This is a genomic window from Micromonospora sp. HM134 (genome assembly GCF_007833915.1).
In the GTDB taxonomy this organism is placed as follows: domain Bacteria; phylum Actinomycetota; class Actinomycetes; order Mycobacteriales; family Micromonosporaceae; genus Micromonospora; species Micromonospora wenchangensis.
Genome location: NZ_CP041061.1, coordinates 3,715,291 through 3,727,896 on the forward strand (window position 1 = coordinate 3,715,291; position 12,606 = coordinate 3,727,896).

Below are 12,606 nucleotides of genomic sequence, written 5' to 3' on the forward strand. Positions count from 1 at the left end.
CCGGGACCCTCCCCAGGAAGGACCATCCGGAGTGTCGTTGTTGTCACGCCTGCGCCGCCCGAGCACGGCAGCCGAGCCCGCCGGGGACGCCGGGCCTTCCGGGGATGCCGCGCCCGCCGGGCTCTCCGGGGCCGACGGGCCGGACGTCGCCGCCGATCCGACGCCGCCGGACATCGCCGGGGCGGGCCGGGGACGGTGGCGTACGGTCGCCGGACGGGTGACCACCGTGCTGGCCGGGCTGCTGGTCCTGGCGGTGCTGACCGCGCCGGGCCGGTTCGACCAGCTCACCCCGGTGGCGTTCCTGCGGGTGCCGGTCGAGGCGCTGGTCGCCGCCGCCCTGCTGCTGGCGCTGCCCGGCCGGGCCCGGCGGCCGGCCGCGGTGGCGGTCGGGGTGGCGCTGGGGCTGGTCGCCGTCGTCAAGGTCCTCGACCTGGGCATGTCGGCCAGCTTCGCCCGCCCGTTCGACCTGGTCCTCGACTGGGTGCTGCTCGACGACGGCTACGCCTTCGTCACCGACTCGGTGGGCACCGGCGGCGCGGTCGCCGCCGCCGTCGCTCTGGTCGCCCTGGTGGTCGCCCTGCTGGTGCTCACCACCCGGTCGGTGCTGCGGCTGACCCGGCTGACGACCGGGCACCGCCGGACCGCCGTCCGGGTGGTGGCCGGCCTGACCGCCGTCTGGGTGGCCGCGGCGACGCTCGGCGTGCCGGTCGCCGACTCCAACACGGCGACCCTGGTCGGGCAGCACGTCGGCCAGGCCGGTGCGGGCCTGCGCGACCGGCGGGAGTTCGCCGACCAGGTGGCCCGGGACGCCTACCGGGACACCCCGGGCGACCAGCTGCTCACCGCGCTGCGCGGCAAGGACGTGCTGCTGGCCTTCGTGGAGAGCTACGGCCGGGACGCCGTCGAGGACCCGGAGTTCTCCGGTGGGGTCGGCGCGGTGCTCGACGGGGGCACGAAGCGACTGGCCGCCGCCGGGTTCACCGCCCGCAGCGGCTTCCTGACCTCGCCCACCTCCGGCGGGGGAAGCTGGCTGGCCCACGACACGCTGCTGTCCGGGCTGTGGATCGACAACCAGCAGCGGCACGACAGCCTGCTGGCCAGCGACCGGCTGACCCTCAACAAGGCGTTCCGGAAGGCCGGCTGGCAGACCGTCGGGGTGATGCCGGCGGCCACCTCACCCTGGCCGGAGGGGGCGTTCTTCGGCTACGACCGCTACCACGACGCGGCGGGGCTGGACTACCGGGGCCCGCAGTTCAGCTACGCCCCGATGCCCGACCAGTACACCCTGGCCACCTTCCAGCGCCGGGAGCGGACCCCCGGCCACGCCCCGATCATGGCGCAGATCCCGCTGATCTCCAGCCACTCCCCGTGGGCGGCGATCCCCCGGATGCTCGACTGGGACCACGTCGGGGACGGCTCGATCTACCGCCGGCCGACGTCGGTGGCGTTCAACCCGAAGGACGTGGTGGGGCGCAGCACCACCGAGGTGCGCACCGGTTACCGCCGGGCCATCGAGTACTCGCTGAACAGCCTGATCTCCTACGTCGAGACCTACGGCGACGACGACACGGTGCTGGTCTTCCTCGGTGACCACCAGCCGTCCCCGCTGGTCACCGGCCCGAACGCGAGCCGGGACGTGCCGGTCACCGTGCTCGCCCGCGACCCGGCGGTGCTGGACCGGGTGTCCGGCTGGGGCTGGCAGGAGGGGCTGCGTCCCGGGCCGGACGCACCGGTGTGGCCGATGGACACCTTCCGCGACCGGTTCCTCGCCGCCTTCGGCCCGCAACCGCCCGCCCACGTCGCCGCGCCGCGCTGAGGTCCCGCGCCGACCGTCCGGCGTCCCCGACGCCGGGCGGTCAGCGTTTCGCGGCCAACCTGACCGCGTTGCACACGTCGACCACGCCGGGCACCTGCCAGGCGACCTGGCCGGCGAGCTGCCGGGCGTCGACGTCGGGGACGACCCCACCGAGGATCGCCACCCGGTTCTGCACGGTGACGGTGATCCGCCGGGCCCGCAGGCCGACCCCGCCGACGATCCGGTACGCCACCTCGGCGGCCAGCCGGACGTCCTCCCCGGGCGGGCCCGGCGGGTCGGGCTGCGGACGGAACCAGCTGTCGTCGGGCAGCGGCCACGGCATCACCATGCCGTGCTCCGCTCCCGGGGCCGCTCGGTCGCGGCGGACCGGGACCAGTCCACCGCCGCCCGGCGGGTGTCGAAGACCGGGAACACCCGGTCCAGCCGCATGGTGTGCAGCACGGTGCGGACGAACCGGGACGGCCCGGCGAGGCTGAGCCGCCGGCCGCGCTGCCGGGCGTCCTGCCGGGCCCGCACCAGCTCACCGAGCGCGGTGGAGTCGATCAGGTGCACCCGGACCAGGTCGACCACCACGTGCCGGTCGGCCCCGACGGCCTCCGTCAGCGCGCCGTGCAGGGCGTCGCCGGTGGCGAGGTCCAGGTCACCGGCGGCGGTGACGACCGCGACCTCGTCCAGGTGCTCGACGCCGAGCACACCGAGCGGGTCGGCGCGGCGCGGGACGCGCGCCGGCACCGGGCCCGGTTCGTGGGTCAGCTCGCAGCGGGGGCAGCGGTGCGGTCCGGTGGCGAACGGCGATCCGGTCCAGCCCTGCTCGGCGACGAACGTCCAGACCACCTCGGCGTCGGGCAGGACGCAGGCCGGGCCGCTCGCCACCGCCCCGCAGCTGTCACAGATCAGCGTCATCAGCGGTTCGTCCGGTACGACGGTCATCGGATCTCCTCCTCGAGGATGGCCGTGGCGGTCCGGTGGTCGCGGTCCGGCGCGCGGTGGTCGACCGGAGACCCCGCGCGCCGGACCACGACCGGTTCCGGTGGGTCAGGGCTCGGTCCGGCCGCCGGCGGTGCCGACGACCAGCGCCACGGCGACCCCGGCCAGGCCGACCTGCACGATCAGCTGCCGCAGGGTGTAGCCGTCGCTGTCGATGCCGACGAGCCGGCTGACGATGGTGCCGAGCAGCGCGGCGACCAGGCCGACGGCGAGGGTGAGCCAGAGCGGGACCTGCGTACGGCCTCCGACGACGAGCCGTCCCAGCGTGCCGATGACGAGCCCGACGACGACGGCGGCGACGATCCCGGGCACGCTCATCGGCTGTGCTCCCGGACCCGGCCCACGGCGGGCTGCCGGTGGGCGGCGGACGGGACCTGCCCGCCGTCCACCCGCAGGGCCCGTGGGGTGGTGACCATCGGCAGCACCCGGGACACCCGGGCGGCGCTCAGCACGCGCAACGCCCGGGCGCTGGGGTCCCGCAGGGTCAGCACGCCGCCGTGGCGGGCCAGTTCGCGGTGTACGTCGAGCAGCAGGCCGATGCCGGCCGCGTCGAGATGCCGGCATTCGGACAGGTCCACCACCACGTGGGTCGGGCGCAGCGCGACGAGCCGGTCGAAGACCTGCCGGGACCGGGCCAGCGCGGCCAGGTCCAGGTCGTCGGTGACGCACACCTCCACCAGCGGTACGGTGCACTCCGGGCGGGACGCTCCCACGACTCGGCCTCCTTCCACGCTCGCTGTCCGGCCCCAGCCTCCGGGGCGAGGTTGGCGACCGCCGCGCGGACGTATGTCAGTTGCGTGACAAATCCCGCGTTCGCCGTGCCCGGTTCGTCATCGTCGGCGGGTACCGGGCACCATTTCCCGATGGCGGGCGTACTGGTGATCGAGGACGACGACCGGATCCGTCTGGCGCTGCTGCTGGCCCTGGAGGACGAGGGCTACCTGGCGCGCGGGGCGGCCACGGCCGAGGAGGGGTTGCGGGCGCAGCGGCAGGACACCGCCGACTACGTCCTGGTCGACCTGATGCTGCCCGGCCTGGACGGGTTCGAGTGCATCAGGCAGTTGCGCCGCGACGACGACGTGCCGATCGTGGTGGTCAGCGCCCGCGACGACACCCACGACATCGTCGCCGCGTTGGAGGCGGGCGCGGACGACTACCTGGTCAAGCCGGTCGCCATCAAGGAACTCTCGGCCCGGTTGCGGGCGCTGCGCCGGCGGGGCCGGACCGCCGTCGCGCCGTCGGCGGCGGTGCCGGTGCTGGTCTTCGGCCCGTTGGAGATCAGCCCGGAGGCCGGTGAGGTGCGCCGGTCGGGGCGGCCGGTGCCGGTGACCCGCACCGAGTTCCGGTTGCTCTGCGAGCTGGCCGAGCACGCCGGGCGGGTGCTGTCCCGCCAGCAGCTGCTCAGCCGGGTGTGGGGCTACGAGACCGGCGACGAGCGGCTGGTCGACGTGCACGTGGGCCGGCTGCGGCAGAAGATCGAGGCCGATCCGGCGAACCCCCGGCACCTGGTCACCCTGCGGGGCCTCGGCTACAAGCTGCAACGATGAGGCGGCTCGGCCTGCGGGCCCGGGTCACCGCCGCGTTCGCGATCGGGGCGTTGCTGCTGTCGGCGCTGATGGCGTTGATCTCGTACGAGCTGGTGCGCCGTTCGCTGCTCGACGAGCGGGAGCGCACGGCGCTGCGGGCGGCGTACTTCGACGCGGCGGTGGTCCGCGCCGGCCTGGACACCGACACCCCGGACGTCTACGAGGTGCTGCGCACCCTGGACACCGGGGGCAGCCGCCGGGCCCTGGTGCACCGGGACGGCCGCTGGTACGCCCGCACCGCCGACGAGGGTCCGTCCGGCGCGGTGCCGGCCGGGCTGATGGCGATGGTCGCCGACGGCGAGCCGGCGGTGCAGCGGGTCCGCGTCGACGGGCAGCCGGCGCTGCTGGTCGGGGTGCCGCTGGCCGACTCGACCGGCTATTACGAGATCACCTCGCTGCGGGAGCTGGAGCAGACCTTCCAGGTGCTGGCGTTGGCGTTGACCGTGGTGGCGGTCACCATCGCCGGCTCCGGCGCGGCGCTGGGCTGGTACGCCACCCGGCACGGGCTGCGGCCGTTGACGGCGGTGGCCGACGCGGCCGAGAAGATCGCGGCGGGGGACGTGACGGCCCGGCTCGCCCCCGGCACCGACCCGGACCTGGCCCGGCTCTCCACCTCGTTCAACCGGATGGCCGACCAGGTCGCGGTCCGCATCGAGCGGGACCGGCGGTTCGCCGCCGACGTCGCCCACGAGCTGCGCTCGCCGTTGCAGACGCTGTCGGCGGCGGCGAGCGTGCTGGCCCGGCGGCGGGACCGGTTGGACGACCGGACGGCCACCGCCGCCGGCCTGGTCAGCGAGGAGATCACCCGGTTCCAGCAGTTGGTCAACGACCTGATCGAGCTGGCCCGCAGCGACCGGCCGGCGCAGCGCGAGGAGGTCGACGTGGTGGCGCTGGCCCACCAGGTGTGCCGGGGGCGGGGCCTGCCCGGGTCGCTGGTGGACGCCGGGCCGCCCGCGCCGGGACGCTGGTCGGTCGACCCCCGCCGGCTGGAGCAGCTGCTGGTCAACCTGCTGGACAACGCGGTCCGCTACGGCGGCGGCCCGGTCGCGGTGCGGCTGTGGCTCTCCGACGGCACGGGAGTGGTCGAGGTCGATGACGCCGGCCCGGGGGTGCCGGTGGCCGACCGGGAGGTGGTCTTCGACCGGTTCGTCCGGGGCCGGGCCGCGCACGACCGGGCCGGCGGCGACGGGACCGGCCTGGGCCTGGCGCTGGTCGCCCAGCACGCGGCCGCCCACGGTGGACGGGCCGGCGTGTCCGACCGGCCCGGCGGCGGCGCCCGGTTCCGGGTGGAGCTGCCGGGGAGCCGGCCGTGACCCGCCGGCTGGCGTCGACGCTGGTGGCGGTGCTGCTGCTCGCCGGCTGCGGGGTGCCGGCCGACGAGCGGCCCCGGGCGGTCGAACCGCCGTTCGGTCCGCCCGCCGCCCCGGCCGCGAGCAGCGCCCCGGGCCGGGTGGAGCAGGCGTTCTGCCTGGTCCGCGGCGGTCAACTGGTGCGTACGGTCCGGCAGGTCGACGCGGCCGGCGGGGTGGACGGGCACCTGCGCCGCCTGCTGACCGGCCCCACCCGGGCCGAACGGGCGGTCGGCTTCGGCACCGCCCTGCCCGGCGCGGTGCACGTGCTCGGCGCCCGGCTGGTCGACGGGCGGGCCCAGGTGGAGGTGGAGCCGCCGGGGGAGGAGTCCGGCCGCAGCGACGAGGTGCTCGCCTACGGGCAGATCGTCTGCACCCTGGACAGCCGTTCCGACGTCGCCGGGGTGTCGTTCCTGCTGCGCGGCCGGCCGCTGGAGGTGCCCCGCGCCGACGGCTCGCTGTCGGCCGGTCCGCTGACCGCCGCCGACTACCCGGCGCTCACCGGCCCGGACTGACGCCCGCGCCGGGCCCGGGGCACGACCATCGGGGTGCCCGTCTCCGGGTCCTCGAGGATCCGGCAGGGCAGCCCGAACACCTCCTCGACGAGGGCGGCGGTGACCACCTCGCGCGGGTCGCCCTGGGCCACCACCCGACCGTCGCGCATGGCGATCAGGTGGGTGGCCCAGCGGGCGGCGTGGTGCAGGTCGTGCAGCACCGCGACCAGGGTGCGGCCCTGCTCCTCGTGCAGCCGGGCGCACAGGTCGAGCACCTCGATCTGGTGTGCGACGTCCAGGTAGGTGGTGGGTTCGTCGAGCAGCAGCAGGGAGGTCTGCTGGGCCAGCGCCATCGCGATCCAGACCCGCTGCCGCTGCCCGCCGGAGAGTTCGTCGACGGGCCGTGCGGCCAGCTCGGTGACGCCGGTGGCGGCCATCGACTCGGCCACCACCCGTTCGTCCTCGGTCGACCACTGCCGCAGCAGCCCCTGGTGCGGGTAGCGGCCCCGGGTGACCAGGTCGGCCACGGTGATGCCCTCCGGCGCGACCGACGACTGCGGCAGCAGGCCGAGGGTGCGGGCCACCTCCCGGGACCGCATCGTGTGGATGTCCCGGCCGTCGAGCAGCACGGTGCCGGCGGTCGGCCGCAGCGTCCGCGCCAGGGCCCGCAGCAGGGTGGACTTGCCGCAGGCGTTGGGGCCGATCACCACCGTGAACGACCGGTCCGGCACGGCCACCGTCAGGTCCCGGGCCACCACCCGCCGTTCGTAGGCCAGGGTCATCCCGACCCCGCCGAGTCGACTCGTCACCGCGTCCTCCTCAGATCCGTGCCGCGCGACGGCGCGCGGCGAGCAGCCACACCAGGTAGGCCCCGCCGATCAACCCGGTGACCACCCCGACGGGAAGTTGGTGGCCCTCGATGGTCCGCTGGGCGGCCAGGTCGGCGGCGAGCAGCAGCACCGCCCCGGTGCCGGCGGCGGCGGCCAGGTTCGGCCCGGGTGCCCGGGTGAGCCGGCGGGCCAGGTGCGGCGCGACCAGGGCCACGAAGGACACCGGTCCGGCGGCGGCCGCCGCCCCGGCGGCGAGCAGCACCGCCGCGCCGAGCAGCAGTTGCCGTACCAGCGACACCGGCACGCCGAGCGCGGTGGCGGTGTCGTCGCCCAGTTCGATCAGGGACAGCGCGCGGGCGGTGCCGACCACCACCGGCGTCAGCAGCGCCAGCAGGCCGAGCAGCGGGACGGCCTGCGCCCAGTCCCGCCCGTCGAGGCTGCCGGTGAGCCAGAGCACGGCGCGGGCCGCGTCCATCAGCGGGGCCCGGGTGAGCAGCCACCCGTTGACGCCGGTGAGGATCGCCGTGGTGCCGATGCCGACCAGCACCAGCCGGTAGCCGTGCACGCCGTGCCGGCCGGCGACCGTCCACAGCAGCAGGCCGGTGGCGAGGCCGCCGAGCAGCGCCGCGCCGGACAGCAGCAGGGTGCCGCCACCGGCCACCACCACGATCAGCGCGCCGGTCGACGCGCCCTGGGTGACACCGAGCACGTCGGGGCTGCCCAGCGGGTTGCGGACCAGCGACTGGAGGATCGCCCCGGACAGCGCCAGGGCCGCGCCGACGCCGAGCGCGGTCACCAGCCGGGGCAGTCGCAGCTCGCCGACGATGAAGTTCTCGGCGACGCTGCCGCCGCCGGTCAGCGTGCGCAGCACGTCGGCGGTGCTCATCGGATAGTCGCCGCCACCGATCGCGAGCACCCCGAGGACGACGGCCAGGGCGACGGCGACCAGCCCGACGGTCATGCTACGGCCGCGCCAGCGGACCGAGCGGGTGCCGATCCGGATCGCCCGGGCCAGCGGCCGGGCCGGTGGGACGGCGGGACGGGTGCGGTTCACCGGCGGGCCACCAGACGCAGGAACAGCGGGCCGCCGAGTACGGCGGTGACCAGGCCGACCTGGAGTTCCCCGGGCCGGCCGAGGACCCGGCCGAGCACGTCCGCGCCGAGCAGCAGCACCGGGGCGAGCACCGCCGCGTAGGGCAGCAGCCAGCGCAGGTCCGGGCCGGTCAGCGCGCGGACCAGGTGGGGGACGAGCAGGCCGACGAAGACGATCGGGCCGCAGGCGGCGGTGGCCGCGCCGCAGAGCAGGGTGACCGCGGTGACCGTGCCGGCCCGGATCAGGGCGGGGCGGGCGCCCAGCGCACGGGCCGCGTCGTCGCCGAGGGCCAGGGCGTTGAGCGGGCGGGCCCCGGCCAGCCCGACCAGCAGGCCGGCCAGGATGAACGGGGCCACCGTGGCGACGGTGGTGAAGTCGGCGGTGGCCAGCGAGCCGACCGTCCAGAACCGCAGCCGGTCCAGCGAGGCCGCGTCGAGCAGCATCACGGCGCTGACGAACGAGTAGAGCACCGCGTTGAAGGCGGCCCCGGCCAACGCGAGCCGTTCCGGGGTGGCCTGTCGGCCGCCGCCGACGGCGTGCACCGCCACCGTGACGATCACCGCTCCGAGCAGGGCGAACCAGATCCAGCCCCGGACCGTGGCGACGCCGAGCAGGGCGGTGGCGGTGGCCACGGCGGCGGACGCGCCGGCGTTGATGCCGAGTAGGCCGGGGTCGGCGAGCGGGTTGCGGGTGAGCGCCTGCATCAGGGCGCCGGCCACCCCGAGGGCCGCGCCGGCGAGCAGCCCGAGCAGCGTACGCGGCAGCCGCATCTGCTGCACCACCGCGTACTCGGGGGAGGTGCCGGAGACCAGGCCGTGCCACACCTCGACGAGGGTGAGCTGTTTCGCGCCGACGGCGATGCTGAGCACCGTCACGGCGACGAGCAGCAGCAGGCCCGTGCCGAGCCCGGCGGCCCGGACGCCGACGCGCCGGCGGGTCGGCGCCGTGCCCGGTGCGGCGGCGGGTGGGGAGAGGGTGGCGGACAGGGTCGGCTCCTGGGGGACGAGAGCGGCGCACGCCGGGTTGACAGTGATTTAGGTTAGGTTAACCTAACCGTGCCGTCGCGGATCGTCACGGTCCGGGCCCGATCGAAAGACGTCGCATGTTGCCTTCCTCGTCCTCACCCCGCCTGTCCCGCCGGGGGCTGCTCGCCGCCGGTGGCGGTGCGGCCCTGACCGCGTTCCTCGCCGCCTGCGGCGGGGGCGACGACCCGGCGAAGCCCGCCGGGAACGGCCCGGCCGGTCCGTGGAGTTTCACCGACGACCGTCAGCGCAAGGTCGAGGCGGCCACCGCGCCGACCCGGGTGGTCGCGTTCACCGGGGTGGCCGCCGCGCTCGTCGACTTCGGACTCGACTCCGCGCTCGTCGGGGTGTTCGGCGAGACCACCCGTACCGACGGCTCCCGCGAGCCGCAGGCCGGTGACCTCGACGTCGACAAGGTCACCGTGCTGGGCAACGTCTGGGGCGAGTTCAACGTGGAGAAGTACGCCGCGCTGCGCCCCGAACTGCTGGTCACCCACATGTACGACCCCGACGCCCTCTGGTACGTCCCGGACGAGAGCCGCGACAAGATCCTCCAGCTCGCGCCGAGCGTCGCGATTGCCACCGCGCGGACCCCGATGACCCGCCCGATCGAGCGGTACGCCGAACTGGCCCGCTCGCTCGGCGCGGACCTGTCCGCCGCGAAGGTCACCACGGCCAAGACCCGCTTCGAGGCCGCCGCCGAGCAGGTGCGGGCGGCGGTCAGGGCCAACCCGGGCATCCGGGTGATGGCCTCCTCGGGCAGCCCCGACCTGTTCTACGTCTCCAACCCGAAGGTCAGCACCGACCTGATGTACTTCGCCGAGCTGGGCGTGGACATCGTGGTGCCGACCAAACTGGAGGCCGGCGACTACTTCGAGGCGCTGAGCTGGGAGAACGCCGGCAAGTTCCCGGCCGACCTGATCCTGCTGGACAACCGCTCCACCGCGTTGCAGCCCAAGGACCTCGCGGCCAAGCCCACCTGGGCGCAGCTGCCGGCGGTCAAGGCCAACCAGGTGACCCCGTGGGACGCGGTGCCCCGCTTCTCGTACGCGGGCGCGGCCCCGCTGCTGGAGAACCTGGCCGCCGCGATCCGCTCCGCCAAGCGCCTCGGCTGACCGACCGGCGGCGGACGGCGGTGTCCCGGGGTGCCGGACACCGCCGTCCCCGTCAGGGCTTCAGCAGCCAGCGGTTGCGGTCCGGGGGCGGGACGAGGACCAGGCGCGCCGCGTCCCCCTCACCGGCCCGGTGCGCCAGCCGCCGGGGGCGAGGGGGACGGCGATCGCCGGTTCAGGCCGCTTCGACGGTACGCGCGCGCCGCGCGGGTCGAACGGGCTGCTCCCGTACGGTGCGTCGGTCGTCGACGACGCCGGTCGTCACGTCGCCGGCCATGGTCAACGCCCGGTGGGCGTTGCGCGCGGCGTCGCAGGGCCACTCCTGGTGCTCGCAGAGCAGGTTGTCGCAACGCCCGCCCTGGTCGGGATGGTGCGCGTCGATCACATCGAGGGCCATCCGCCACAGGAGCGGATCGGTCACCCCGGCGGGAACGGCGGCTCGGGTATGTCGCTGCGGGCGGTCGGTGTCGGACACGGTCTCCCCCTTTGTCGGTACCGAAGAAGAGTCTCCACCCCGCAGGCAAGCGAAACCAACCGCCCCGGGCGGGGATGACCACCGCCACGCTGCGGAACTGTCCGACAGCGTGACCGTTCGTGCCCCCATTCCGGGTAAATCCGTGTGCCGCGTTCGCGGGAAAAGACGGTGGTTGCGGGCGGGTCGGCCGGGGGAGGATGCGGGCATGCTGTTGATCGTCCCCGCCGACCCGCTGCGTCCCCGTCGACCGGACCCGCACTTCGCGGCGGAGGCGCAGGCCGCGCGGGAGGCCGGTCACCCGGTCGCCGTCGTCGGCTGAGCCGGGTCGGCGCGGGGCCCGACCCGGGGGCGTCGGCGGCCGGTGGGCGGCCCGCCCAGCCGGTGGTGATCAGCAGCAGGGCGACGAGGTAGGTGGTCATCACCCACAGCCCGTGGCCGGGCAGCCGGACGCCCGTCGCCTCGACCCCGATCAGCAGGTCGGACAGGAGGAACAACGCGCCACCGGCGGCCACCCGCCGGGACACCCCCCAGCCGGCGGCGGCCATCAGGGTCAACGCCAGGCCGTAGCCGAGCACCGGCAGCCGCAGGTCACCCAGCCGGCCCCAGAGCAGCGCGTTCGCCGCCGCCCACAGGGTCAGGTAGCCGGCCACGGCCGGCGCGGGTGGCCGCCGGTGCCGCAGGAACGCGGTCAGGAACGCCAGCTGGGTGCCGAGGAAGCACCCCATCCCGAGCAGGAACGCGGTGGTGCCGGGCACCAGCAGCGCCACGTCACCGGCGGTCGCGCAGACCAGCCCGGTCGCCACCGGGTCCCACCGCCGGCGTACGGCGAGCAGCCAGCCGAGCAGCAGCGGGGCGAGCAGCGGCTTGGCCGCCCACTGCACGGCCGGCGCGTCGAGGGCGACCCCGGTCAGCTCGACGACGGCGGCCAGCCCGAACGCCCCCAGCCACCACCGGCCGGCCCCGCCGGACGCCTGTCGGCCCCGGTCGGATCGCCGGGCGGCGCGGGTGCTGCTCATCGGGCGGGCTGCCAGCCGGGACGGCCGAGCAGGTGCCCGAGCCGGTGCCGCCACGAGCCGGCCCGCCGCACGTCGGCCCAGATCGCGGCGTACTCGTGGGTGGCCACCCGCAGCGGGTTGTAGGTGCCGATGTTCGTCGTCAGCCCGTACCGGACGGCGGTGTCCTCCGGGGCGAAGCTGCCGAAGAGGCGGTCCCAGACGATCAGGATGCCGCCGTAGTTGCGGTCCAGGTACTCGCGGTTCGCGCCGTGGTGCACCCGGTGGTGCGACGGGGTGTTGAACACCCACTCGACCGGCCGGGGCAGCCGGTCGATCCGCTCGGTGTGCAGGAAGAACTGGTACAGCAGGCTGACCGACTGCTGGAGGAAGATCATCCAGGGTGGGATGCCGAGCAGCGCCAGCGGCAGCCAGAACGGCAGCGAGGTCATCGGCGTCCAGCTCTGCCGCAGGGCGGTCGAGAGGTTGAAGTGGGTGCTGGAGTGGTGCACCACGTGGCTGGCCCAGAACAGGCGTACCTCGTGGTGGGTGCGGTGGAACCAGTAGTAGGCCAGGTCGTCGGCGAGGAACAGCAGCACCCAGGTCCCGACGCTGGTGGGGGAGAGCTGCACCGGGGCGACGGTCCACAACGCGACGTAGAGGCCGACGGTGAGCAGTTTCCACGGGAAGCCGATCAGTTGGCTGCCGGCGCCCATGGTGAGGCTGGTGGTGGTGTCCCGCAGCTCGTAGCCGCGTTCGTCGTCGTCCGGCGCGAACCGGTACGACCACGCCTCGACGGCGATGAGCAGCAGGAACGCCGGTACGGCGTAGAGCACGGCGGGGATCATGC

At 75.3% G+C, this 12,606-nt stretch carries 15 protein-coding genes; 5 read left to right on the top strand and 10 right to left on the bottom strand.

Annotation, left to right across the window (positions count from 1 at the left end; genetic code table 11):
* Positions 1 to 31 precede the first annotated feature (31 nt).
* Complete coding sequence (locus tag FJK98_RS15775) at positions 32 to 1,816, top strand: sulfatase-like hydrolase/transferase (RefSeq protein WP_168222352.1); 1,785 nt, start codon at positions 32 to 34, stop codon at positions 1,814 to 1,816.
* A gap of 40 nt (positions 1,817 to 1,856) precedes the next feature.
* Here FJK98_RS15775 and FJK98_RS15780 read toward each other — a convergent pair whose 3' ends face one another.
* The 4 genes from FJK98_RS15780 to FJK98_RS15795 all read right to left on the bottom strand — a co-directional run bounded on the left by FJK98_RS15780 (position 1,857) and on the right by FJK98_RS15795 (position 3,516).
* Positions 1,857 to 2,144 carry a BON domain-containing protein gene (locus FJK98_RS15780; protein ID WP_145919698.1) on the bottom strand — a complete coding sequence of 96 codons (288 nt, stop codon included), beginning with the start codon at positions 2,142 to 2,144 and terminating at the stop codon, positions 1,857 to 1,859.
* Positions 2,138 to 2,746: an STAS domain-containing protein gene (locus tag FJK98_RS15785; RefSeq protein ID WP_145919699.1), complete on the bottom strand. Its 609-nt coding sequence runs from the start codon at positions 2,744 to 2,746 to the stop codon at positions 2,138 to 2,140. The genes FJK98_RS15780 and FJK98_RS15785 overlap by 7 nt, the downstream gene beginning before the upstream one ends.
* Before the next feature lie 105 nt (positions 2,747 to 2,851).
* Entirely contained in the window at positions 2,852 to 3,121 is a 270-nt protein-coding gene (locus FJK98_RS15790; RefSeq protein WP_145919700.1) for a GlsB/YeaQ/YmgE family stress response membrane protein, read from the bottom strand.
* Positions 3,118 to 3,516 (bottom strand): STAS domain-containing protein, encoded by a 399-nt coding sequence (locus tag FJK98_RS15795; protein ID WP_145919701.1) that lies wholly within the window; start codon positions 3,514 to 3,516, stop codon positions 3,118 to 3,120. The genes FJK98_RS15790 and FJK98_RS15795 overlap by 4 nt, the downstream gene beginning before the upstream one ends.
* Before the next feature lie 150 nt (positions 3,517 to 3,666).
* On the opposite strand from FJK98_RS15795, the gene FJK98_RS15800 reads away from it, so the two are divergent.
* Genes FJK98_RS15800 through FJK98_RS15810 form a run of 3 tightly spaced genes read left to right on the top strand, consistent with a single transcriptional unit; the run spans position 3,667 to position 6,253 of the window.
* On the top strand, positions 3,667 to 4,350 hold the full coding sequence (locus FJK98_RS15800; RefSeq protein ID WP_145919702.1) for a response regulator transcription factor: 684 nt from the start codon (positions 3,667 to 3,669) through the stop codon (positions 4,348 to 4,350).
* Positions 4,347 to 5,702: a cell wall metabolism sensor histidine kinase WalK gene (locus tag FJK98_RS15805; protein ID WP_145919703.1), complete on the top strand. Its 1,356-nt coding sequence runs from the start codon at positions 4,347 to 4,349 to the stop codon at positions 5,700 to 5,702. Before FJK98_RS15800 ends, FJK98_RS15805 begins: the two co-directional genes overlap by 4 nt.
* Entirely contained in the window at positions 5,699 to 6,253 is a 555-nt protein-coding gene (locus tag FJK98_RS15810) for a GerMN domain-containing protein (RefSeq protein ID WP_145919704.1), read from the top strand. Before FJK98_RS15805 ends, FJK98_RS15810 begins: the two co-directional genes overlap by 4 nt.
* Here FJK98_RS15810 and FJK98_RS15815 read toward each other — a convergent pair.
* The 3 genes from FJK98_RS15815 to FJK98_RS15825 all read right to left on the bottom strand — a co-directional run bounded on the left by FJK98_RS15815 (position 6,226) and on the right by FJK98_RS15825 (position 9,189).
* Positions 6,226 to 7,014 carry an ABC transporter ATP-binding protein gene (locus FJK98_RS15815; RefSeq protein ID WP_205789519.1) on the bottom strand — a complete coding sequence of 263 codons (789 nt, stop codon included), beginning with the start codon at positions 7,012 to 7,014 and terminating at the stop codon, positions 6,226 to 6,228. The two genes, FJK98_RS15810 and FJK98_RS15815, sit on opposite strands and share 28 nt — an antisense overlap.
* A gap of 37 nt (positions 7,015 to 7,051) precedes the next feature.
* A complete protein-coding gene (locus FJK98_RS15820) occupies positions 7,052 to 8,023 on the bottom strand; it encodes an iron chelate uptake ABC transporter family permease subunit (RefSeq protein WP_145922790.1) in 972 nt (323 codons plus the stop codon).
* A gap of 89 nt (positions 8,024 to 8,112) precedes the next feature.
* Complete coding sequence (locus FJK98_RS15825; RefSeq protein WP_145919706.1) at positions 8,113 to 9,189, bottom strand: iron ABC transporter permease; 1,077 nt, start codon at positions 9,187 to 9,189, stop codon at positions 8,113 to 8,115.
* 68 nt (positions 9,190 to 9,257) lie between these two features.
* On the opposite strand from FJK98_RS15825, the gene FJK98_RS15830 reads away from it, so the two are divergent.
* The gene (locus tag FJK98_RS15830; RefSeq protein WP_145919707.1) at positions 9,258 to 10,292 is read left to right on the top strand and encodes an ABC transporter substrate-binding protein; all 1,035 of its coding nucleotides are present in this window, start codon (positions 9,258 to 9,260) and stop codon (positions 10,290 to 10,292) included.
* Between the two features lie 172 nt (positions 10,293 to 10,464).
* Here FJK98_RS15830 and FJK98_RS15835 read toward each other — a convergent pair whose 3' ends face one another.
* The 3 genes from FJK98_RS15835 to FJK98_RS15845 are packed head-to-tail and all read right to left on the bottom strand — an operon-like array spanning position 10,465 to position 12,604.
* Positions 10,465 to 10,710: a hypothetical protein gene (locus FJK98_RS15835; protein ID WP_370517058.1), complete on the bottom strand. Its 246-nt coding sequence runs from the start codon at positions 10,708 to 10,710 to the stop codon at positions 10,465 to 10,467.
* Positions 10,707 to 11,780 (bottom strand): lysoplasmalogenase, encoded by a 1,074-nt coding sequence (locus FJK98_RS34075; RefSeq protein ID WP_168222485.1) that lies wholly within the window; start codon positions 11,778 to 11,780, stop codon positions 10,707 to 10,709. The genes FJK98_RS15835 and FJK98_RS34075 overlap by 4 nt, the downstream gene beginning before the upstream one ends.
* Positions 11,777 to 12,604 carry a sterol desaturase family protein gene (locus FJK98_RS15845; RefSeq protein ID WP_145919709.1) on the bottom strand — a complete coding sequence of 276 codons (828 nt, stop codon included), beginning with the start codon at positions 12,602 to 12,604 and terminating at the stop codon, positions 11,777 to 11,779. The genes FJK98_RS34075 and FJK98_RS15845 overlap by 4 nt, the downstream gene beginning before the upstream one ends.
* Positions 12,605 to 12,606 lie beyond the last annotated feature (2 nt).